Origin of the sequence: Streptomyces sp. NPDC087901 (assembly GCF_044742205.1) — a bacterium.
In the GTDB taxonomy this organism is placed as follows: domain Bacteria; phylum Actinomycetota; class Actinomycetes; order Streptomycetales; family Streptomycetaceae; genus Streptomyces.
In genome coordinates this window covers 739,739-759,510 of record NZ_JBIUUC010000002.1, presented here as the reverse complement: position 1 = coordinate 759,510, position 19,772 = coordinate 739,739, and the positions used below count along the sequence as shown (strand labels likewise).

Below are 19,772 nucleotides of genomic sequence, written 5' to 3'. Positions count from 1 at the left end.
TGCTCACTTCAGCCTGCTCGATGCCAGGACCGACACGAGATGGAGGAGGGTCTGCAGCAGGGCGATGCCGGCCAGCACCGCGACCGCGAGACGGCTGAAGAACAGGTCGTCCCGGACCGCGTCGAGAACGGCCGCGACCAGGATGACCAGCGACGCCTCGACGCACAGGATCAGCCGGTGGAACTTGAGCGCACCGGCGGCCCGGCGGGCAAACGCCATGCCGGACGAGCGCGGCTCGGAGGCGGCCTCCTTGACCGGCGGCAGCCCGCCCTGGTGGCGTGCGACCCCGACCAGGTCGGTCTCGGCCTTGATCAGGATGGCGCCCAGCGCGGCAAGCGTGCCCAGGAAGGCCCACAGCCAGTCGATCCGCCCGGTGCCCCACAGGTCCGCGGCGCGCAGGCCGAAGCCGACCAGCACGGCGGCGTCACAGAGGTAGGCGCCGACCCTGTCCAGATAGACCCCGCCCAGGGAGAACTGCTTCTTCCAGCGGGCGAGCTCGCCGTCGACGCAGTCCAGCAGCAGGTAGAGCTGGACCATGAGGACGCCGAGCAGCGCGCCGGGGATGCCCGGGACGAGCAGGGCCGGAGCGGCGAGCACACCGGCGATGGTCATCAGGTACGTCAGCTGGTTGGGAGTCACCTTGGTGTTCACCAGGTACCGGTCCACACGCAGCGAGACCTCGCGCATGTATATCCGGCCCGCCCAGTGTTCGCCGCTGCGCCGGTCCTTGACGCCCGGGGGGTGAACGACGGGACGGAGTTCAGCTACTGATGGTCTTGGCATAGTCGGCGTACGCGTCCCTGATCTGGTCGGTGGACAGGTTGAGGTGCTCCAGGACCGTGAAGCGTCCCGGGCGGGTCTGCGGCGCATAGTCGACGGCCTGCACGAACTCGTCGGCCGTGAAGCCGATCTGCTCGGGCAGGACCGGCAGACCGTGCCGGCGGAGCACGTCGGCGAAGAGCCTGGACTCCTCACGGGCGCCCCGCAGATGCATGGCGAAGGCCGCGCCGAGGCCGACCTGCTCGCCGTGGCTGGCAGCGCGCTTGGGGAAGAGCAGGTCGAAGGCGTGGCTGATCTCGTGGCAGGCGCCGGACGACGGGCGGGTGTCCCCGCTGATCGAGATGGCGATGCCGGAGAGCACCAGCGACTCGGCGAGGACCGTGAGGAACTCGTCGTCGGCGACCGTGCCGGGGTGCCGCAGGACGGCTTCTCCGGCGGTACGGGCCATGGCGGCGGCCAGTCCGTCGATCTGCTCGTTGTTGACCTCGTGCGACAGCTCCCAGTCGGCGATCGCAGAGATGTTCGAGATCGCGTCGCCGACGCCGGAGCGCACGAAACGGTCCGGGGCCTCGCGGATCACCGCGAGGTCGATGACCATGGCGATCGGCATCGGGACGCCGTAGGATCCCCGGCCGTTGTCGTTGTCCAGGGTCGCGACGGGCGAGCAGAGACCGTCATGGGCGAGGTTCGTGGCGACCGAGACCAGCGGCAGGCCGACCCGGGCCGCGGCGTACTTCGCCACGTCGATGATCTTTCCGCCGCCGAGGCCGACCACGGCGTCGTAGCGCTTGCCCTTGATCTCGTCGGCCAGCTTCACCGCGGAATCGATGTCGCCACCGGCGACGCAGTACCAGTCCGCGCCCGGCAGAGCCGGGGCGAGCTTCTCGCGCAGCGCCTGCCCGGAGCCGCCGCTGATGGCGATCGCGAGCCTGCCGGACGCGGAGATCCGCTGGTCGACGAGGAGACCGGCCAGGTCGTCCATGGCGCCCCGGCTGATGTCGACGAAGACCGGGGACGGGATGAGTCGGGTCAGTACCGGCACGCGATCTCCCTGCCCCTGGCGAGGTCGTCGTGGTTGTCGATCTCGACCCAGGTCACCTCGCCGATGGGCGCCACGTCGACGGTGAAGCCCCGGTTGACGAGCTCCTGGTAGCCGTCCTCGTAGTAGAGGTCCGGGTCACGTTCGAACGTCGTCCTGAGTGCGTCGGCGAGTTCCTCGGCGGCCTCGGCCTCGATGAGGGTGACGCCGATGTACTCGCCGGTGGCGGCGGCCGGGTCCATCAACTTCGTGATGCGCCGGACACCCTTGTCGCCGTCCGTGATGACCTTCATCTCCTCGTCGGCGAGGTTCTTCACCGTGTCGAGGGCGAGGATGATCTTCCGGCCGTTGCCGCGCGCGTCCAGCAGGGTCCGCTCGACGGAGACCGGGTGGACGGTGTCGCCGTTGGCGAGGATCACACCGCGCTTGAGGACCTCGCGGGCGCACCACAGGGAGTAGGCGTTGTTCCACTCCTCGGCCTTGTCGTTGTCCACGAGGGTGAGCGTGAGGCCGTACTTCGCCTCCAGCTCCGCCTTGCGGTCGTAGACGGCCTCCTTGCGGTAGCCGACGACGATCGCGACCTCGGTGAGACCGATCTCGGCGAAGTTGGCCAGCGTGATGTCGAGGACCGTCTTCTCGCCGTCCACCGGCACGAGGGCCTTGGGGAGCGTGTCGGTGTAGGGGCGAAGGCGCCGTCCTGCGCCGGCTGCCAGTACGAGGCCGATCATGCGGGTTCTCCTTCGTCGTGAACGGCGGGCGCCTTGGAGGACACCCAGAACCGGATGGACTCCACCAGCACGACCAGCGCGATGGCCACCGCGAGGGCGGTGAGAGCCACGGTGAAGCCGGATGCCCCCGTGAGCACGGCTGCGAGTACGGCCACCACCAGGGTCCGGCCCTCGTGCCCGCCGATCGTGCGCACCAGCCACTGGGGCGGGGCGCCGGTGCCGCCTCGAATGCGGTACACCGTGTCGTAGTGATGGTAGGCGACCGCCGAAACGAGGCCGAAGGCTGCGGGAAGCGCACCGTCGATGTCGCTTCGGGCGGCCAGGATGAGCATCGTGCAGTACTCCGCCGCGCGGAAGACGGGGGGTACGAGCCAGTCGAGTGCGCCCTTGAGGGGGCGAGCCACCGCCATGCCGGAGCAGATCGCGTAGAACACGGCGGCGGCGACCATCTGCCGACTGCCGAAGGGCTGCTGCAGTGCGGCGGCGATCAGCGCGCCGGTACCGACGACCGCCACCACGGGGGCGCTCCAGGCGCCGGGGATCCGGGGGCCGCGGGCCGCCACGAGCTGGGCGATCGGGCCGGAGTCGGCAAGATCTGCGAGGGCCTGGACGGCGCGGTCGGTGCGGCGGGCCCTGCGGGTCAGGGAGCGCAGCAGCCGGCCGGCGGTGGTGTAGCAGGCCGCGAAGGCGCAGCCGACGAGCAGGGCGTAGAAGACGATCCGCGGGGTGGTCAGCGCCGTCAGTACGGCGATCATCGCCCAGCGCTCACCGATCGGAAGCACGATTATGCGGCGCACCCAGTGAGTCCAGCCGACGCTGTCGAGCTTGTCCGAGAGGGCGGCCGTGGGGCTGGCGTTCGCGATCGCGTCGTGGTTCGCCTCCGTGAACGAGAAGTCGATGACGTGGCGGCAGGACTGGAGCACCATCGCGCCTAGGGCCAGCGCCCACACGTCGTCACCGCCGCGGGCGGCGCCGAGTGCGAGGCCCGCGTAGTAGGCGTACTCCTTGGCCCGGTCGAAAGTGGCGTCCAGCCACGCGCCCATCGTCGAGTACTGCAGCGAGTAGCGGGCGAGCTGCCCGTCGGTGCAGTCCAGCACGAAGGAGAAGAGGAGCAGCAGCCCGGCGGCGACGTATCCGCCGCGGGTGCCGGTGGCCGCGCAGGCCGCCGCGACCAGTGCGGTCAGCAGGGACGCGGTGGTGACCTGGTTCGGGGTGAACCCGCGGCGCGCACACCAGCGGGCGATGTAGCGCGAGTACGGGCTGATGCAGTACGTGGTGAAGAAGCCGTCGCGGGCCTTCACGGCGCTGCGCAGCCGGACCGCCTCGTCGTCGACGGCGGCGACGCCGGACTGCGCGGTGGCGCGGGCGGCGTCGTCCGCCGGCACGGCTGCGACGAGCGAGCCGAGCTCCGGGCGCTGGACCACGGTGCCCTCGGCGTCCATGGTGGCTGCGAGCCGCCCCGGCACGGTGCGGTCGGTGACCACGGCGGTACTGCCGGGCGGCCCGGCCGGGACGCCCGCGCCGACCGCCGTGGTGGTGGTGCGCAGGGCGCGGACCAGGGCGGGGCGCGCCTCCGGCTGCGCGGTGAGCGCACCGGGCAGGGCGGCGGCCGGGAAGCGGGGGTCGGTCAGCCCGAGCCGCAGGGCGTGAACGTGGCCGACGAATCGGGGATCGACGAGGGCGACGCGGCTCTCGGCCGGAACCGCGGACAGCAACCGCACCGCCTCGGTGACATCGGCAGCGATCTGTACGTCGAAACCCAGTGACCTCAGATCATCCTGGAGCGACGATCCGGGCACCGGAGCACCTGTGAGAATGGCGGTCGACAGACGAACTCACTCCTTGGTGCTGACACGGGTCGGCGCGCGACAGTGCGGCCCTGAATGCGGCCGGCGGCATGTCGGCAGAGGCTATCGGATGAACGGAAGCAGGATTTCACTGCCCGTTCGGGCTCCGTTCCGCGTGGACCGGCATCATGCGGGCCCGTCCGCGATCATCATCGTCGATCGCCGCCTCGCCTGACAAAACGCGGGTGCGCGACAACCCTTCGCCGGTCGGTCCCGTACCGGCCGCCGCATGAGGGCGGCGGCGCGGGGTCGGACACGCACCGCTGCCCCCATGTGCCGGCCGGCCTTAGTCTGACCGGCATGACATGGCTGATCACAGGCGGAGCTGGATACATCGGGGCACACGTGGTGCGGGCGATGAGGAGCGCCGGGGAGCGGGTGGTCGTGGTCGACGACCTCTCGGCGGGCAACCCGGACCGGTTGCCTGACGACGTCCCACTGATCCGGGGCTCGGCGACCGACCGCGCGCTGCTCGACCGGGTGCTCGCGGAGCACGAGGTGACCGGTGTGGTCCACCTCGCGGCGAGGAAGCAGGTCGGCGAATCCGTCGAGAAGCCGCTCTTGTACTACCGGGAGAACATCGGCGGGCTGACCGTCCTCCTGGAGGCCGTCGTGGCCGCCGGGGTGCGGCGCTTCCTGTTCTCGTCGTCGGCCGCGGTCTACGGCGTTCCGGACGTGGAGTTCATCACCGAGGAAGCTCCCTGCCTCCCGATCAATCCGTACGGTGAGACCAAGCTCGCCGGCGAGTGGCTGGTGCGGGCGGCCGGGCAGGCGCACGGACTGTCCACGGGCTGCCTGCGCTACTTCAACGTGGCGGGCGCCGCCGAGCCGCACCTGTCGGACACGGGCGTCTTCAACGTGATCCCGATGTTCTTCGACCGGCTGACGCGCGGCGAGGCTCCGCGGATCTTCGGTGACGACTACCCCACACCCGACGGCACCTGCATCCGCGACTACATCCACGTGGCCGACCTGGCCGACGCGCACCTGGCCGTTGCCCGGCGGCTGGCCTCGCAGGACGGTCCCGGGGACCTGACCGTGAACATCGGCCGAGGCGAGGGCGTCTCCGTGCGCGAGCTCGCCGATCTGGTCGCGGAGATCACCGGCCATGAGCTGAAGCCGGAGATCGAGCCGCGCCGGGCCGGGGACGCTGCGCAAGCGGTCGCCTCGTGCGAACGGATGTCCGGCGAGCTGGGCTGGACGGCTCGGCGCGGAGTGCGGGAGATGGTCGGGTCGGCCTGGCAGGGCTGGCTGCTGCACCATCCCGAGACCCCCGCGTCCTAGCTGGCCGGACGGGTGGCTCCACCGCTCTGACCTGCGACCATTTCCGCAGGTCAGAGCATTTGACAACGGTGTTCAGTGCCGTGTTGCCCGATACCCCCCGCCCGTAGTTCACTGACAGTGTCCGGGCCGCTCACGTCCGGGCCCGCAGACGACCGGGAGGCGTCCCCATGGGGGCAGGGCACGATCACGGACATGCGCACGGAGGGCCCGCGCCCACCGGCACGGCAGCCGCCGCGTACAAGGGCCGGCTGAGGATCGCGCTGGGCATCACGCTCGCCGTGGCGGTCATGGAGGTCGTCGGAGGTGCCCTGTCGGGCTCCCTCGCACTGATCGCCGACGCGGCCCACATGGCTACCGACGCCCTGGGGCTGGGCATGGCGCTGCTGGCCATCCATTTCGCCAACAAGCCGGCCGGGCCCAACCGGACCTTCGGCTACGCCCGTGCCGAGATCCTCGCGGCGCTGGCCAACTGTGTCCTGCTGCTGGGGGTGGGCGGCTATCTGCTCTACGAGGCGGTGGAGCGTTTCATCACCCCGGCCGATACGCGGGGTGGGCTGACGATCGCCTTCGCCCTGGTCGGCCTGGTCGCGAACATGGTGTCGCTGTCGTTGCTCGTGCGCGGGCAGAAGGACAGCCTCAATGTGCGCGGCGCCTACCTGGAGGTGCTCGCGGACGCCCTGGGCTCGGTCACCGTGCTGGTCTCGGCGGGGATCATCCTGGCGACCGGCTGGCAGGCCGCGGACCCGGTCGCCTCGCTGGTCATCGGTCTCATGATCGTCCCGCGCACGGTGAAGCTGCTCCGCGAGACATTGAACGTGCTGCTGGAGTCGGCGCCCCCGGGGGTCGACATGGACGAGGTGCGCGACCACATCACGGCCCTGCCCGGGGTGCTGGACGTCCACGACCTGCACGCCTGGACGATCACCTCGGGGATGCCGGTGCTCTCCGCCCACGTGGTGGTGCACCAGGAGTTCCTCGACTCGATCGGGCACGAGAAGCTCCTCCACGAACTGCAGGGCTGCCTCGGCGACCACTTCGACGTCGAGCACTGCACGTTCCAGCTGGAGCCGAGCGGCCACGCCGAGCACGAGGCGAGGCTCTGCCACTGACCCGGGAGGCCGGACGAGCCCGAGGTGTAGGGTTTCCGGAGCGGTGTACGAACCTCCGGCCGCGAGAAATCCCGTGTACGAGAGAGGAGCTGGGGCTGATGACCGCCGCGAAGGCGCCCGCTCGGCGCACCCACCGGCCCCGCTCCCACTCCAGGTCTCTCGGCTGACACCCCGGCTCGTACCGAGTCGGCCCGTCGGCCGGAGCCCGCTCACTCAAGGGTTTCCCACGTTGACCGACGACAAGCACTCCCCCGATGACATCGCGGCTCCCTCTCCGTCCGACCACGGTCCGGAGCATCCGGGCCCCGTCGACCGCTGGACGGTCCGCCCCGAGACAGCCGCCGACACCGCCGCCGTGCACGCGGTCAATTCCGCCGCGTTCCCGACGGAGGCGGAGGCCGATCTGGTCGACGCCCTGCGCGAGGACCCGTCGGCCTGGCTGCCCGGACTGTCGTACGTCGCCGAGGCCGCCGACGGCTCCCTCGCCGCCTGCGCCCTGCTGACCCGCTGCCTGGTCGAGGGCGTACCGGCACTGGCGCTGGCCCCGGTGGCCGCCGTCCCGGCCTGTCAGCGCAAGGGCGCCGGGCAGGCCGTGGTGCGGGCCCTGCTCGATGCCGCACGACGGCGCGGGGAGCCACTGGTCCTGGTCCTCGGCCATCCCGAGTACTACCCGAGGTTCGGTTTCGTGCCCGCGTCGCGGTACGGAATCCGGGCGGGCTTCGAGGTGCCGGACGAGGCGATGATGGCCCTGGTCCTCGATGATTCCGTGCCGGTTCCGCAGGGCACGATTGAGTATCCGGCCGCGTTCGGGGTCTGATGCACCGTCCGGCCCCGCCGCGCCCGGGCGGTGCCGTGGGGCCGGACATGCCAGGACCTGAAGTGCGGACAAGCCGCTTTTGTACGGCAGACTTGAGCAGACTCGACGGGACCGGCGCACGGGGCCGGGACCATAGCGAAGGATGGGTATGCCGACCACACCAGCCACCGCGGCGAACAGCTCGTCGAACGGCGCAGCAGAAGCGATCATGCTCGAACTGGTCGACGAGAACGGCACCACCATCGGCACGGCGGAGAAGCTCGCCGCCCACCAGGCACCCGGCCAACTGCACCGGGCGTTCTCCGTGTTCCTCTTCGACGAGCAGGGCCGGCTACTGCTCCAGCGCCGCGCACTCGGCAAGTACCACTCCCCCGGTGTCTGGTCCAACACCTGCTGCGGCCACCCCTATCCGGGCGAGGCGCCCTTCGCCGCCGCCGCCCGGCGGACCTACGAGGAGCTGGGCATCTCGCCCTCGCTGCTGGCCGAGGCGGGCACGGTGCGTTACAACCACCCGGATCCCGCGTCGGGTCTGGTCGAGCAGGAGTTCAACCACCTCTTCGTGGGCATGGCCCAGGAGCAGTTGCGCCCGGATCCGGAAGAGGTGGGCGAGACGGTGTTCGTGACGGCCGGGGAGCTGACCGAGCGGCATGCCCAGGCCCCCTTCTCCGCCTGGTTCATGACCGTGCTGGACGCCGCCCGTCCCGCGATCCGGGAGCTGACCGGACCAGCCGCCGGCTGGTAGGCGCGGACCGCCGGCGCGGAGGGGTCACAGGCGCACACTGAGCGGCAGCGCCGCCCAGATGACCTTTCCGCCGCCTGCGGTGTGCTCCACGTCGCAGGTCCCGCCCGCTTCCCGGGTGATCTCACGGACCAGCAGCAGGCCTCGCCCGCCGGTCTGGGCGTAGTCCGTCTCCAGCGCCGTCGGCCGGTAGGGGTGGTTGTCCTCGACGGACACCCTGATCCAGTCGGCGCCCACGGCGACCTCGACCGCGAGCTCCGGCGAGAGCAGCGCGGCATGCTTCACGGCGTTGGTCGCCAGCTCGGAGACGATGAGCAGCAGACCCTGGGCGATGTCGTCGTCGAGAGGGACGCCCTGGCGTTCCAGCAGATCGCGTACGGCGTGCCGGGCCTGGGGTACGGAGACGTCCGTGGCCGGGGCGGTGAACCGCCAGACCCCCTCGTACGACACGGGCCGGGCGGGGACACTCCCGCGGCTCTCCATTGTCCGGTACCCGCTCTCCACTCGGTGGTGACTGCACGTCGAGTACAGGGTGCGGGGCGTAGTCGGTTCGGTCCGTACCACTGAACAGAAGTCGACCCCAATCGACGGAACTTGACCGAATCGGTGCGGGTACGTCAGCTTTCTGACCGCTTCTGACCTTCCTCCGACAGCCCGCCCATGTCGTTGCCGGGCGCCATCTGATCCGAGACCATCGACACGATCCGGCGGCCCCCGACACCGACCGCGATGAGCCCGAGCCCGTCGAAGAGCAGGGCGAGCGAGAAGAAGCATCCGAGTACGTAGAGGCTGCTGTGCGGCCAGTCGAAGAGGACCAGCAGCCCGAGCAGCAGCCCGAACGCGCCCTGCAGCAGCGTCCAGCCGAACTGCGGCCCCCGCACCACGACGCTGCCCACGAGGCGGAACACGCCGCCCGTCAGGAAGAGCAGCGCGGCGAACATGGTCAGCGCCTCGGCTGTGCCGTGGGGGTGACGGATGACGACGACTCCGGCGGCGATGTTCAGCGCCGCGACGACCACGCCCAGCCAGAAGTAGCTGGTGCCGCGCGACTGGATCGCGTGGAGCAGCCCGACCAGGCCGCCGATCAGCAGCAGCCAGCCGAAGAGGATCATCGAGGTGAGCGTCGCGACGCCCGTGTACACGAGACCGACCAGGCCGGCGACGACGAGCAGAATACCGAGCAGGGCCAGACCGCTGAAACTGCGGTTGAGCTTTCTGCCCTCTTTCACGGGATCGGCCACCAGAAGCTCCTCGGGGTGCGTGCCTGCTTCGCGACCCCTTCTTGATCATAGGTTCGAACGGCATGGATAGCATCCGGCGTATGGACCGAACGGAACCCCGGCTGGAGCACACCGTCGCGGACGGCGTCGCCACCGTCGTCATCAGCAACCCCGCCAAGCGCAACGCGATGACGACCACGATGTGGCAGTCCCTGCCCGTGCTGCTCCAAGGGCTGGCCGCCGACCCGTCGGTGCGCGCCCTGGTGCTGACCGGCGCCGGTGACACCTTCTGCGCGGGCGCGGACATCTCCTCGCTCCGCGACCCCTCGGGCGCCCCGCAGGGACTCGCCGTGGCCGCCGAGGAGGCACTGGCCGCCTTCCCCCGCCCGACGCTCGCCGCGGTGCGCGGTTTCTGCGTGGGCGGGGGCAGCCAGCTGGCGGCCGCCTGTGATCTGCGGTTCGCGGAGGAGGGCGCGTCGTTCGGCATCACTCCGGCCAGGCTCGGGGTCGTCTACGCCGCGTCGTCGACCCGCCGACTGGTCGCGCTGACCGGCCCCGCGACGGCCAAGCACCTGCTGTTCTCCGGCGAACTCATCGGAACGGACCGGGCACTGCGTACAGGTCTCGTGGACGAGGTGCTGCCCGTCGGTGAGCTGGGCAAGCGGGTGGACGCCTACGTGAGGACCCTGCTGTCCCGTTCCCGGCTGACCCAGGCGGCAGCCAAGGAGTTCGCCGCAGGGCGTGTGGACCGGGACGCCCACTGGGCGGAACAGGCACGCCGCAGCGGCGACACCGCGGAGGGTGTCGCCGCATTCCTGGAGCGACGTTCGCCGCGCTTCAGCTGGCCGGACGAGGAACAGGGCGCTTCTGCTACTGAAGGATGAAGCGGCTCTTCCCGCGCCACTCCTCAACGAGCGCGGCCGGGGCCTTCGCGGGAGATCCCGCGTCGTACGGCGGCTGCGGGTCGTACTCCGTGAGCAGCTGCACGGCCTGGGCGTACTCGTCACCGGCGATCCGGCCGAGCAGGGTGAGACCCATGTCGATGCCCGACGAGACGCCTGCGGCGGTGACGTACTTGCCGTCGGTGACCACGCGTTCGCCGGTCGGTTCGGCGCCGTACTCCTTCAGCTGTTCGAGGGCCAGCCAGTGCGACGTGGCGCGCCGCCCGTCCAGGAGCCCGGCGGCCGCGAGCAGCAGCGAACCGGTGCAGACGGAGGTCGTCCACGTGCTGGTCGCGTCGGCCCGGCGCAGCCAGCCGAGCAGAGTCTCGTTGTCCATCTGAGCGCTCTGCCCCGGGCCACCGGGGACGATCACCAGGTCGGGGGCCGGGACTTCGTCCAGTGCCCGGTCGGCGACCAGCGTCAGGCTGCCGCTGTCGTTGCGGACCGCACCGGCCGACTCGGCTACGAAGACGGTCTCGGCACCGGGCGCGCGGGACAGGATCTCGTACGGTCCGACGGCGTCCAGCGCCGTGAAGCGGTCGAAGAGGAGGATGGCGATCTGCATGGGTGACTGCCTGCCTTTCGGTCAGTGAGTGAGGTGCTCGGTGATGTCGGGGGCCTCGCCCGCCGGGTGGGAGCTGAAGCGCCGCCGGTATTCGGCGGGTGCCACGCCCAGGGCCTTGACGAACGCCCGGCGCATCGCCTCGGGCGTGCCGTATCCGCTGGCGCGCGAGATCCCCGCGACGCCGTCGGTGGTGTCCTCCAGGAGCCGGCGGGCCTGTTCGAGGCGGACGCGGTCGACGTACCGGCCGGGCGTCATCCCGGTCTCGGTCTGGAACGCGCGGGCGAAGTGACGCGGGGAGAGCCGGGCGCGGGCGGCGAGGGCGTCCACGGAGAGGTCCTCGCCCGGGTGTTCGGTGATCCAGTGCTGGACCTCGCGCAGAGGCTCGCGACGGGCCGTCTGGGCGGTGAGCTGGGCACTGAACTGGGACTGGTTCCCGGGTCTGCGCAGAAAGACCACCAGGTGCCGGGCCACCGTGAGTGCCACGTCCCGGCCGTGGTCCTCCTCGACGAGGGCGAGCGCGAGGTCGATGCCCGCGGTGACCCCGGCGGAGGTGGCGAGACGGCCGTCACGTACGAAGATCGGCTCGGGATCGACCTCGACGGCCGGGTGGGTGCGGGCCAGGTGGTCGCATACGTTCCAGTGAGTGGTCACCCGGTGCCCGTCCAGCTGTCCGGCCGCGGCGAGGAGCAGGGCGCCGGTGCAGACGGAGACGAGCCGTTCGGGAGACGGGCCGTGTACGCGCAGCCAGTCGACGAGGGCGGGGTCGGGGTCCCTGGTGCCCTGGCCGCCGGGGACGAGAAGCGTGTGGGGCGTTCCGGCGTCGGCGAGGCTGCAGTCGGGGACCAGCGTCAGACCGCAGGACGAACGCACCGGCGCGCCGTTCAGGGAGGCGGTGCGCAGCTCGTACGAGACCTCCGGGAACCGCGAGGCGCCGGCGAAGACCTCCAGGGGGCCGGTCACATCGAGGCTCTGGAGCCCGTCGAAGAGGACGACGAGTACGGATCGCTGCTTCATGTCAGCCATCCTGGGCGGCCCCGCGGCTGGCCGCAATGACGAGATCCCCACCTTTCCTGCCATGCCCGGATGCGGCGCATGTCACGGGCCACCCGGCCTTCCGGGCCGTACCGACCAGTCGGTAACGTGAAGATATGAGTACTCTCCCGCCCCGCGCCGGCCGCCGCTGTCACAACGCCCTCAACCCGCTGCACTCCGCGCTCTACTTCTCCCCCGACCTCGGTGAGGAGCTCGGCGGGATCGGGATCGACGACCCTTCCGCCGCCTACTTCGCCGCGCGCGCGGCCGCTCTGGGCGCGGCCGGTCCGGGTACGGTCACCGCCACGTTCTACAACTTCAACCACGAGCTCGTGGCCAGGCACGTGCCCGCCGTCTGGGACATCGCCTCCCCCGAGGCGGTCCTTGCGGCGCGGCTGCGTGCCGCCGACTCGACGCTGCGCCGGCTGCTCGGCGAGGAGGCCATCGCCTCACCCGAGCTGGCCGAGGCCGCGCAGCTGGCCCTGCGCGCCACGGAGGGCTGCACACGACACGCCCGGCCGCTCTACGCGGCGCACGCCGATCTTCCGGTGCCGGAGGAGCCGCACCTGGCCTACTGGCACGCCGCGACCCTGCTGCGCGAGCACCGCGGCGACGCGCACCTCGTCACGCTGCTCGCCGCCGGCCTCGACCCGCTGGAGGCGCTCGTCAGCCACACCGCCACCGGCAAGGGCATGGCACCACGCTGGATCCTGGCCACCCGCGGCTGGCGGCGCACCGACTGGGAGGCAGCGTCCGAGCGGCTGCGCGAGCGCGGACTGCTCACCGCCGAGGGTGAGTTGACGGAGGACGGCACCGCGCTGCGGGCCGGGATCGAGGAGGCGACGGACCGGATGGACGTGGCCCCGTACGAGCACCTCGGCGGGGCAGGGGTGGCCCGGCTGACCGAGCTGGGCCGCGGATTCCTCGGCACGGCGCTGGCCGCCGGTGCGTTCCCGTCGGATGCGACCGGCTGACCTGCCGGAAACCGGCGGCCGGTAACTGGGGTGGTCGGGCGACACGGCGCCCGGCCACCCGGCACAATGCAGACGAGTGGCTCCGGGCCGGCCCGCACGGCCGGCCCCGGGCCCGACCAGCACAGCCAGCAGGAGAAGGCGAGTCGGTAGAACCGTGACGACGTCCATCGAAGGCAGGATCGCCGAGGAGCTCGGCGTACGCGAGCGACAGGTGAAGGCGGCCGTCGAGCTGCTCGACGGCGGATCGACCGTGCCGTTCATCGCGCGCTACCGCAAGGAAGCGACCGAGATGCTCGACGATGCGCAGCTGCGCACGCTCGAGGAGCGGTTGCGCTATCTGCGGGAGCTGGAGGAGCGCCGTGCGGCGATCCTCGAATCCGTACGGGAGCAGGGCAAGCTCGACGAGGCGCTGGAGGCGCAGATCCGGGCGGCCGACACGAAGGCGCGCCTTGAGGACATCTATCTGCCGTTCAAGCCGAAGCGGCGGACCAAGGCCCAGATCGCCCGGGAGGCCGGTCTGGAACCGCTCGCCTCCGGGCTGCTCGACGACCCGTCGACGGACCCGCTCGCCGCGGCCGCGGCCTTCGTCGACGCGGACAAGGGGGTCGCGGACGCCGCTGCGGCCCTGGAGGGGGCCCGCGCCATCCTCACCGAGCGCTTCTCGGAGGACGCCGACCTGATCGGTGACCTGCGGGAGCGGATGTGGTCGCGCGGGCGGCTGACGGCCAGGGTGCGGGACGGCAAGGAGGAGGCCGGCGCCAAGTTCGCGGACTACTTCGACTTCACCGAGCCGTTCACCGCGCTGCCCTCGCACCGGGTGCTGGCGATGCTCCGGGGCGAGAAGGAGGATGTCCTCGACCTGGTCCTGGAGCCGGAGGAGCCGTCCGAGACGCCCGGCCCGTCCGGTTACGAGAACATGGTGGCCCGCCGCTTCGGGGTGAACGACCGCGGGCGCCCCGGCGACAAGTGGCTGGGCGACACCGTGCGCTGGGCCTGGCGCACCCGGATTCTCGTCCACCTCGGGATCGATCTGCGGCTGCGGCTGCGCACCGCGGCGGAGGACGAGGCGGTACGCGTCTTCGCGTCCAACCTGCGCGATCTGCTGCTCGCCGCGCCGGCCGGGACGCGGGCCACGCTGGGGCTCGACCCCGGCTTCCGTACGGGAGTGAAGGTCGCCGTCGTCGACGCGACCGGCAAGGTCGTCGCGACCGATGTCATCTACCCGCACGTCCCGGCCAACAAGTGGGACCAGTCGCTCGTCAAGCTGGAGCAGCTGGCGAAGGCGCACGACGTCGACCTGATCGCGATCGGCAACGGCACGGCGTCGCGCGAGACGGACAAGCTCGCCGGTGAACTGTGCGACAAGCACCCGGAGTTGAAGCTCACCAAGGTGATGGTGTCGGAGGCCGGCGCGTCCGTGTACTCGGCCTCCGCCTTCGCCTCTCAGGAACTCCCGGACATGGACGTCTCGTTGCGCGGCGCCGTGTCCATCGCCCGCCGCCTCCAGGACCCGCTCGCGGAACTGGTGAAGATCGACCCGAAGTCCATCGGGGTCGGGCAGTACCAGCACGACCTGTCCGAGGTGAAGCTGTCGAGGTCGCTGGACGCGGTCGTCGAGGACTGTGTGAACGGGGTCGGTGTCGACGTCAACACCGCTTCGGCACGGCTGCTTTCACGGGTCTCCGGCATCGGCTCGGGGCTCGCGGAGAACATCGTGGCGCACCGCGACGCCAACGGCCCGTTCCGCTCCCGCAAGGGCCTCAAGGACGTGGCCCGGCTGGGCCCGAAGGCGTACGAGCAGTGCGCGGGCTTCCTGCGGATCCGGGGTGACGACCCGCTGGACGCGTCCAGCGTGCACCCGGAGGCGTACCCGGTGGTCCGTGCGATGGTGAAGCGGACGGGGAGTGACGTCGCCTCACTGGTCGGCAACACGGCCGTGCTGCGGTCCATCCGGGCCGACGACTTCGTGGACGAGAAGTTCGGGCTGCCGACCGTCACCGACATCATCAGGGAGCTGGAGAAGCCGGGGCGCGACCCGCGTCCGGCCTTCAAGACGGCCACCTTCAAGGAGGGCGTCGAGAAGATCGGCGACCTGGCCTCCGGAATGGTGCTGGAAGGCGTCGTGACGAACGTCGCGGCGTTCGGCGCGTTCGTGGACGTCGGGGTGCATCAGGACGGCCTGGTGCATGTCTCGGCGATGTCGAGGACGTTCGTGAAGGACCCCCGCGATGTCGTGAAGCCGGGGGACATCGTCAGGGTGAAGGTGATGGAGGTCGACATCCCGCGGAAGCGGATCTCGTTGACCCTGCGGCTGGACGACGAGGCGGGTGCCGGTTCCGGGGCCGGTTCCGCGGCCGGAGCCAGTGGCGAACGCGGCTCGGCCGGTGAGCGCGGCGGGCGTCCGCCGCGGCAGCGGCAGGGCCAGGGCCCGGGCCCTGGCGGATCGGGCGCGGGTGGCGGTCAGGCCGGCGGCCAGGGGCGTGACCGGCGCGGTGGCGGCGGCAACGGTGGCGGCGGCGCTCGTCAGGCTCCGGCCGCGGCGCCGGCGAACGGGGCGATGGCCGACGCGCTGCGGCGAGCGGGGCTGCTGGATCCCAAGCAGGGCGGCAAGAAGCGGTAGCGCCTGGCGGGGTGGGGCCGGGGGTGGGGATGCGGAGCGGGACGCCTGCGGCGGGCCTGTTCCCCTCCCCGCCCCTTCCCGTAACCGGGGCTCCGCCCCGGACCCCGCTCCTCAAACGCCGGAGGGGCTGTTGAGGTACGCGGGGAGCTCTGAGAGGTGCGCCGGGAAGCGCTGAGCGTCCTCCCAGGGAGGCACTGGGAGGACGCTGGGAGCGGCTGGCAGGCGCACCGAAGGGCCGCGCCCGGGAACACCGGAGGGGCCGAGCCGCCCCGGTTTCAGCTCTCCGTAAGCCGGCCCGCCACCACCTCGACGCGGCGCGTAGTGCGTACCGCCTCCAGCATCCGGCGGTCGTGCGTGACCAGGAGCAGTGTCCCCGTGTAGGAGTCGAGCGCGGACTCCAGCTGTTCGATCGCCGGCAGGTCCAGGTGGTTCGTGGGCTCGTCCAGCACCAGGAGGTTGACGCCGCGGCCCTGGAGGAGGGCGAGCGCCGCCCGGGTCCGTTCGCCCGGGGAGAGCGTGGTCGCGGGGCGCATCACATGGTCGGCGCGCAGGCCGAACTTGGCGAGCAGCGTACGGACCTCGGCGGGTTCCGTGTCGGGGACGGCCGCGCAGAACGCCTCCAGGAGGGATTCCGAGCCGTGGAAAAGCTTCCGTGCCTGGTCGACCTCGCCGACGACCACGCCCGAGCCCAGGCTCGCGTGCCCCGAGTCCAGCGGGAGGCGGCCCAGAAGGGCTGCGAGGAGAGTCGACTTGCCCGCTCCGTTGGCGCCGGTGATGGCGACCCGGTCCGCCCAGTCGATCTGGAGCGAGGCCGGTCCGAACGCGAAGTCACCGAGGACGACCTCAGCCTCGCGCAAGGTGGCCACGACGGAGCCGGAACGGGGAGCGGAGGCGATCTCCATCCGCAGCTCCCACTCCTTGCGCGGCTCGTCCACGACATCGAGGCGTTCGATCATGCGCTGGGTCTGCCGGGCCTTCGCAGCCTGCTTCTCGCTCGACTCACTGCGGAACTTGCGGGCCATCTTGTCCGAGTCGCCGGCCTTGCGGCGGGCGTTCCTGACGCCCTTGTCCATCCAGGAGCGCTGCATCAGGGCGCGGCCTTCGAGCGACGAGCGCTTGTCCGCGTACTCCTCGAACTCCTCGCGGGCGTGCCTGCGGGCCCGCTCGCGCTCCTCCAGGTAGGCCGCGTAGCCGCCGCCGTACAGGTTGATCTGCTGCTGGGCGAGGTCGAGCTCAAGGACCTTGGTGACCGTGCGCATCAGGAACTCGCGGTCGTGGCTGATGACGACCGTGCCGGCGCGCAGCCCGGAGACGTACCGCTCCAGCCGTTCCAGACCGTCCAGGTCGAGGTCATTGGTGGGCTCGTCGAGCAGGAAGATGTCATAGCGGGAGAGCAGGAGCGAGGCAAGCCCGGCGCGGGCGGCCTGGCCGCCGGAGAGTGCGGTCATCGGCAGGTCGAGTCCGACGGTGAGGCCCAGGTCCGCGGCGACCTCCTCGGCCCGCTCGTCCAGGTCTGCGCCACCCAGAGCGAGCCAGCGCTCCAGCGACTCGGAGTACGCGTCATCGGATCCGGGCGCCCCGTCGACGAGGGCCTGCGTGGCGGTGTCCATCGTGGCCTGGGCGTCGGCGACGCCCGTGCGGCGGGCCAGGAACTCGCGCACGGTCTCGTCGGGGCGGCGCTCCGGCTCCTGCGGCAGGTGGCCGACCGTGGCGGTGGGCGGGGAGAGCCGCAGCTCGCCCTCCTCCGGCTGGTCGAGACCGGCGAGCAGCCGGAGCAGCGACGATTTACCGGCGCCGTTGACTCCGACGAGACCGATCACGTCACCGGGCGCGACCACGAGGTCGAGCTCGGCGAAGAGAGTGCGGTCGCCGTGTCCGGCGGCGAGGTCCTTGGCGACGAGAGTGGCAGTCATCAGGGTCCCGATCCTAATCGGCCGCCAGGACCTCCCTGAACGGCCAGGCCGGTCCTGGCGTGCTCAGGGGGTGCCCCGGCCCGGCTCCGGGGGGCCCGCTGGGCGGGTGCCGGACCTGAACGCCCGGTTCCGCTCCCGGAGACCGCCCGGGCTCGGGTCATCGGGCACCGGGTGGGACTGCTGCCGGCCCGGGACGCAGGGGTGCGGATCGAGGCCGAGTCAGTGCCCGGAGGCGGGCGCCTGATGCACCACATACGGGCACGGGGCCGCTGCCGTGACGGTGGCCCCGGGGGCGGCGGAGGTGGCGGCCCAGCCGGTGGGCCGAGCCGCCGGTGTGCCGCGCAGGACACGGATCAGTCGCCCGCGGACGTCGAGCCACCGGACTGAGCCGCCGTATGCCACGCGTGACACGGATCAGTCGCCCGCGGGCGTCGAGTCGCCGGGCTTGTCGTGGCGCTCCGTGGTGACCTGACTGCCGCCGGGGCCGATCCGGATCTCGAAGTCGCCGTCGTACTTGGCGTGCCCCTCGATGACCGCGGACTCGACGGCTTCCACGCCGAACTCGCGGCGCACGATGAGCGGATCCTCGCGCAGGTCCCGCATCAGCGCCACGCACATGCCGATCATCACGATGGTGAAGGGCGCGGCCACCAGAATGGTCAGGTTCTGCAGACCCTCCAGCGCATTGCCCTTGCCGTTCCCGATGAGCAGCATGATCGCCGCCACGGCGCCGGTGACGACGCCCCAGAAGATGACGACCCACTTGGCCGGTTCGAGGATGCCCTTCTGGGAGAGGGTGCCCATCACGATGGAGGCGGCGTCCGCGCCCGAGACGAAGAAGATGCCGACCAGAACCATCACCAGCACGCTCATCACGGTGGCGATCGGGAACTGGTCCAGTACGCCGAAGAGCTGGGCCTCCGGGGTGTCCGCCCCGCTGAGCCTGCCCGCCTCCTGAAGCTTGATCGCGGTTCCGCCGAAGATCGCGAACCAGACCAGGCTCACGGTGCTGGGCACCAGGATGACGCCTCCGATGAACTGGCGGATCGTCCGGCCCCGGCTGATCCGGGCGATGAACATACCGACGAAGGGCGTCCAGGAGATCCACCAGGCCCAGTAGAAGACGGTCCAGCTGCCCAGCCACGTGGCCACTTTGCCCTCGCCGGTCGCCTCGGTACGTCCGATGAGCTGCGGCAGATCACCGAGATAGGCGCCGAGCGAGGTGGGCAGCAGATCCAGCACGATGATCGTGGGGCCCGCGATGAACACGAAGACGGCGAGGATCAGGGCGAGCACCATGTTGATGTTGGACAGCCATTGAATGCCCTTCTCCACGCCGGAGATCGCCGAGGCGACGAAGGCGACGGTCAGCACGGCGATGATCAGGACCAGCAACCCGGTGCCCGTCTTCTCCTGCCAGTTCAGCTCCTGGAATCCGCTGCCGATCTGGAGAGCGCCCAGGCCCAGCGAGGCGGCCGAGCCGAAGAGCGTGGCGAAGATGGCGAGGATGTCGATCAGGCGGCCGAAACCGCCGTGGGCGTGGCGGGCGCCGATGAGCGGTTCGAAGACCGCGCTGATCGTCTGCCGCCTGCGCCGCCGGAAGGTGCTGTACGCGATGGCCAGCCCGACGACCGCGTAGATCGCCCAGGGGTGCAGCGTCCAGTGGAAGAGGGTGGTGGCCATCGCCGTCTGCAGGGCCTCGGCGGCGTCCGCGGGGTGGGTGCCGGGCGGCGGGTCGGTGAAGTGCGCCAGGGGCTCGCTGACCCCGTAGAACATCAGACCGATGCCCATACCGGCGCTGAACATCATCGCGACCCAGGACACGGTCCTGAATTCCGGCTCCTCGCCCTCCTGGCCGAGGGTGATCTTTCCGTACCGGCTGATGGCGAGCCAGAGGGCGAAGACCACGAACCCGGAGGCGGCCAGCATGAAGGCCCAACCACCGTTGTGGAGGAGACCGTTGAGCAACGTGTCGGACACGTCCTCCAGGGAGTCGGTGGCGGTGGCCCCCCAGACCACGAAGGCGAGCGTAAGGGCCGCGGTGACGCCGAACACCACCCGGTCGGTCGTGGGGCGCCGGCCCTGGGTCGGATCGCCGGGCAGATCCGCCGTCACCGACAGATCCCCCCTGTCGCCCGTTCTCTGATCGTCCTGCGACACGAAT

17 protein-coding genes and 1 pseudogene are annotated in these 19,772 nt (G+C 71.1%); 8 read left to right on the top strand and 10 right to left on the bottom strand.

The genetic code is table 11. The annotated features are described in order from the left end of the window. Positions 1–3 precede the first annotated feature (3 nt). From ACIOEW_RS08790 to ACIOEW_RS08775, 4 genes are read right to left on the bottom strand one after another with little or no spacing between them, the layout of a single operon-like run. Positions 4–783, bottom strand: coding sequence for a CDP-alcohol phosphatidyltransferase family protein (locus ACIOEW_RS08790; protein WP_326740249.1), 780 nt, complete (start codon positions 781–783; stop codon positions 4–6). Further along, positions 761–1,822, bottom strand: a complete 1,062-nt coding sequence (locus ACIOEW_RS08785; protein ID WP_362541708.1) for an iron-containing alcohol dehydrogenase family protein — start codon at positions 1,820–1,822, stop codon at positions 761–763. Before ACIOEW_RS08785 ends, ACIOEW_RS08790 begins: the two co-directional genes overlap by 23 nt. After that, positions 1,810–2,547 (bottom strand): sugar phosphate nucleotidyltransferase, encoded by a 738-nt coding sequence (locus ACIOEW_RS08780; RefSeq protein ID WP_401962656.1) that lies wholly within the window; start codon positions 2,545–2,547, stop codon positions 1,810–1,812. Before ACIOEW_RS08780 ends, ACIOEW_RS08785 begins: the two co-directional genes overlap by 13 nt. Continuing rightward, positions 2,544–4,346 (bottom strand): DUF5941 domain-containing protein, encoded by a 1,803-nt coding sequence (locus tag ACIOEW_RS08775; RefSeq protein ID WP_401962654.1) that lies wholly within the window; start codon positions 4,344–4,346, stop codon positions 2,544–2,546. Before ACIOEW_RS08775 ends, ACIOEW_RS08780 begins: the two co-directional genes overlap by 4 nt. Before the next feature lie 348 nt (positions 4,347–4,694). On the opposite strand from ACIOEW_RS08775, the gene galE reads away from it, so the two are divergent. The 4 genes from galE (at position 4,695) to idi (ending at position 8,346) form a co-directional block, all read left to right on the top strand. Further along, the gene (gene galE, locus ACIOEW_RS08770; RefSeq protein WP_401962652.1) at positions 4,695–5,678 is read left to right on the top strand and encodes a UDP-glucose 4-epimerase GalE; all 984 of its coding nucleotides are present in this window, start codon (positions 4,695–4,697) and stop codon (positions 5,676–5,678) included. A 167-nt stretch (positions 5,679–5,845) separates the two neighbouring features. Further along, positions 5,846–6,787 (top strand): cation diffusion facilitator family transporter, encoded by a 942-nt coding sequence (locus tag ACIOEW_RS08765; RefSeq protein WP_401962650.1) that lies wholly within the window; start codon positions 5,846–5,848, stop codon positions 6,785–6,787. A gap of 229 nt (positions 6,788–7,016) precedes the next feature. Beyond that, the gene (locus ACIOEW_RS08760) at positions 7,017–7,604 is read left to right on the top strand and encodes a GNAT family N-acetyltransferase (RefSeq protein ID WP_401962648.1); all 588 of its coding nucleotides are present in this window, start codon (positions 7,017–7,019) and stop codon (positions 7,602–7,604) included. 148 nt (positions 7,605–7,752) lie between these two features. Next, entirely contained in the window at positions 7,753–8,346 is a 594-nt protein-coding gene (gene idi / locus ACIOEW_RS08755; RefSeq protein WP_401962646.1) for an isopentenyl-diphosphate Delta-isomerase, read from the top strand. 24 nt (positions 8,347–8,370) lie between these two features. Here idi and ACIOEW_RS08750 read toward each other — a convergent pair whose 3' ends face one another. Together ACIOEW_RS08750 and ACIOEW_RS08745 are read right to left on the bottom strand one after the other, a co-directional pair. After that, complete coding sequence (locus ACIOEW_RS08750) at positions 8,371–8,826, bottom strand: ATP-binding protein (RefSeq protein ID WP_362541725.1); 456 nt, start codon at positions 8,824–8,826, stop codon at positions 8,371–8,373. A gap of 134 nt (positions 8,827–8,960) precedes the next feature. Then, on the bottom strand, positions 8,961–9,584 hold the full coding sequence (locus ACIOEW_RS08745; RefSeq protein ID WP_401962644.1) for an HdeD family acid-resistance protein: 624 nt from the start codon (positions 9,582–9,584) through the stop codon (positions 8,961–8,963). 80 nt (positions 9,585–9,664) lie between these two features. Between ACIOEW_RS08745 and ACIOEW_RS08740 the strand changes: the two genes are divergently transcribed. Next, positions 9,665–10,447: an enoyl-CoA hydratase/isomerase family protein gene (locus ACIOEW_RS08740; RefSeq protein ID WP_401962642.1), complete on the top strand. Its 783-nt coding sequence runs from the start codon at positions 9,665–9,667 to the stop codon at positions 10,445–10,447. On the opposite strand, the gene ACIOEW_RS08735 is transcribed toward ACIOEW_RS08740, so the two are convergent. Continuing rightward, positions 10,434–11,069 (bottom strand): DJ-1/PfpI family protein, encoded by a 636-nt coding sequence (locus ACIOEW_RS08735; RefSeq protein WP_362541734.1) that lies wholly within the window; start codon positions 11,067–11,069, stop codon positions 10,434–10,436. The genes ACIOEW_RS08740 and ACIOEW_RS08735 overlap by 14 nt on opposite strands. A 21-nt stretch (positions 11,070–11,090) precedes the next feature. Beyond that, a complete protein-coding gene (locus ACIOEW_RS08730) occupies positions 11,091–12,083 on the bottom strand; it encodes a GlxA family transcriptional regulator (RefSeq protein ID WP_401962639.1) in 993 nt (330 codons plus the stop codon). Between the two features lie 134 nt (positions 12,084–12,217). Here ACIOEW_RS08730 and ACIOEW_RS08725 point away from each other — a divergent pair, with 134 nt between their 5' ends. Together ACIOEW_RS08725 and ACIOEW_RS08720 are read left to right on the top strand one after the other, a co-directional pair. Next, positions 12,218–13,075 (top strand): hypothetical protein, encoded by an 858-nt coding sequence (locus ACIOEW_RS08725; protein WP_401962636.1) that lies wholly within the window; start codon positions 12,218–12,220, stop codon positions 13,073–13,075. Between the two features lie 154 nt (positions 13,076–13,229). After that, positions 13,230–15,695, top strand: a complete 2,466-nt coding sequence (locus tag ACIOEW_RS08720; RefSeq protein ID WP_401962633.1) for a Tex family protein — start codon at positions 13,230–13,232, stop codon at positions 15,693–15,695. A gap of 275 nt (positions 15,696–15,970) precedes the next feature. Here ACIOEW_RS08720 and ACIOEW_RS08715 read toward each other — a convergent pair whose 3' ends face one another. After that, entirely contained in the window at positions 15,971–17,608 is a 1,638-nt protein-coding gene (locus ACIOEW_RS08715; protein WP_401962630.1) for an ABC-F family ATP-binding cassette domain-containing protein, read from the bottom strand. A gap of 135 nt (positions 17,609–17,743) precedes the next feature. On the opposite strand from ACIOEW_RS08715, the pseudogene ACIOEW_RS08710 reads away from it, so the two are divergent. After that, positions 17,744–17,930 (top strand): annotated as a pseudogene (locus ACIOEW_RS08710) (amino acid oxidase); the annotation flags it as partial. Positions 17,931–18,022: 92 nt separating this feature from the next. On the opposite strand, the gene ACIOEW_RS08705 reads toward ACIOEW_RS08710, so the two are convergent. Beyond that, a complete protein-coding gene (locus ACIOEW_RS08705) occupies positions 18,023–19,768 on the bottom strand; it encodes a BCCT family transporter (RefSeq protein WP_362541749.1) in 1,746 nt (581 codons plus the stop codon). Positions 19,769–19,772: the final 4 nt, after the last annotated feature.

What these genes read in the sequence shown, in the direction of transcription:
- galE (WP_401962652.1), top strand. Translation starts at nt 4,695, where the DNA reads ATGACATGGCTGATCACAGGCGGAGCTGGATACATCGGGGCACACGTG.
- ACIOEW_RS08735 (WP_362541734.1), bottom strand. Translation starts at nt 11,069, where the DNA reads ATGCAGATCGCCATCCTCCTCTTCGACCGCTTCACGGCGCTGGACGCC.
- ACIOEW_RS08740 (WP_401962642.1), top strand. Translation starts at nt 9,665, where the DNA reads ATGGACCGAACGGAACCCCGGCTGGAGCACACCGTCGCGGACGGCGTC.
- ACIOEW_RS08730 (WP_401962639.1), bottom strand. Translation starts at nt 12,083, where the DNA reads ATGAAGCAGCGATCCGTACTCGTCGTCCTCTTCGACGGGCTCCAGAGC.
- ACIOEW_RS08790 (WP_326740249.1), bottom strand. Translation starts at nt 783, where the DNA reads ATGCCAAGACCATCAGTAGCTGAACTCCGTCCCGTCGTTCACCCCCCG.
- ACIOEW_RS08715 (WP_401962630.1), bottom strand. Translation starts at nt 17,608, where the DNA reads ATGACTGCCACTCTCGTCGCCAAGGACCTCGCCGCCGGACACGGCGAC.
- ACIOEW_RS08765 (WP_401962650.1), top strand. Translation starts at nt 5,846, where the DNA reads ATGGGGGCAGGGCACGATCACGGACATGCGCACGGAGGGCCCGCGCCC.
- ACIOEW_RS08750 (WP_362541725.1), bottom strand. Translation starts at nt 8,826, where the DNA reads ATGGAGAGCCGCGGGAGTGTCCCCGCCCGGCCCGTGTCGTACGAGGGG.
- ACIOEW_RS08725 (WP_401962636.1), top strand. Translation starts at nt 12,218, where the DNA reads ATGAGTACTCTCCCGCCCCGCGCCGGCCGCCGCTGTCACAACGCCCTC.
- ACIOEW_RS08780 (WP_401962656.1), bottom strand. Translation starts at nt 2,547, where the DNA reads ATGATCGGCCTCGTACTGGCAGCCGGCGCAGGACGGCGCCTTCGCCCC.
- idi (WP_401962646.1), top strand. Translation starts at nt 7,753, where the DNA reads ATGCCGACCACACCAGCCACCGCGGCGAACAGCTCGTCGAACGGCGCA.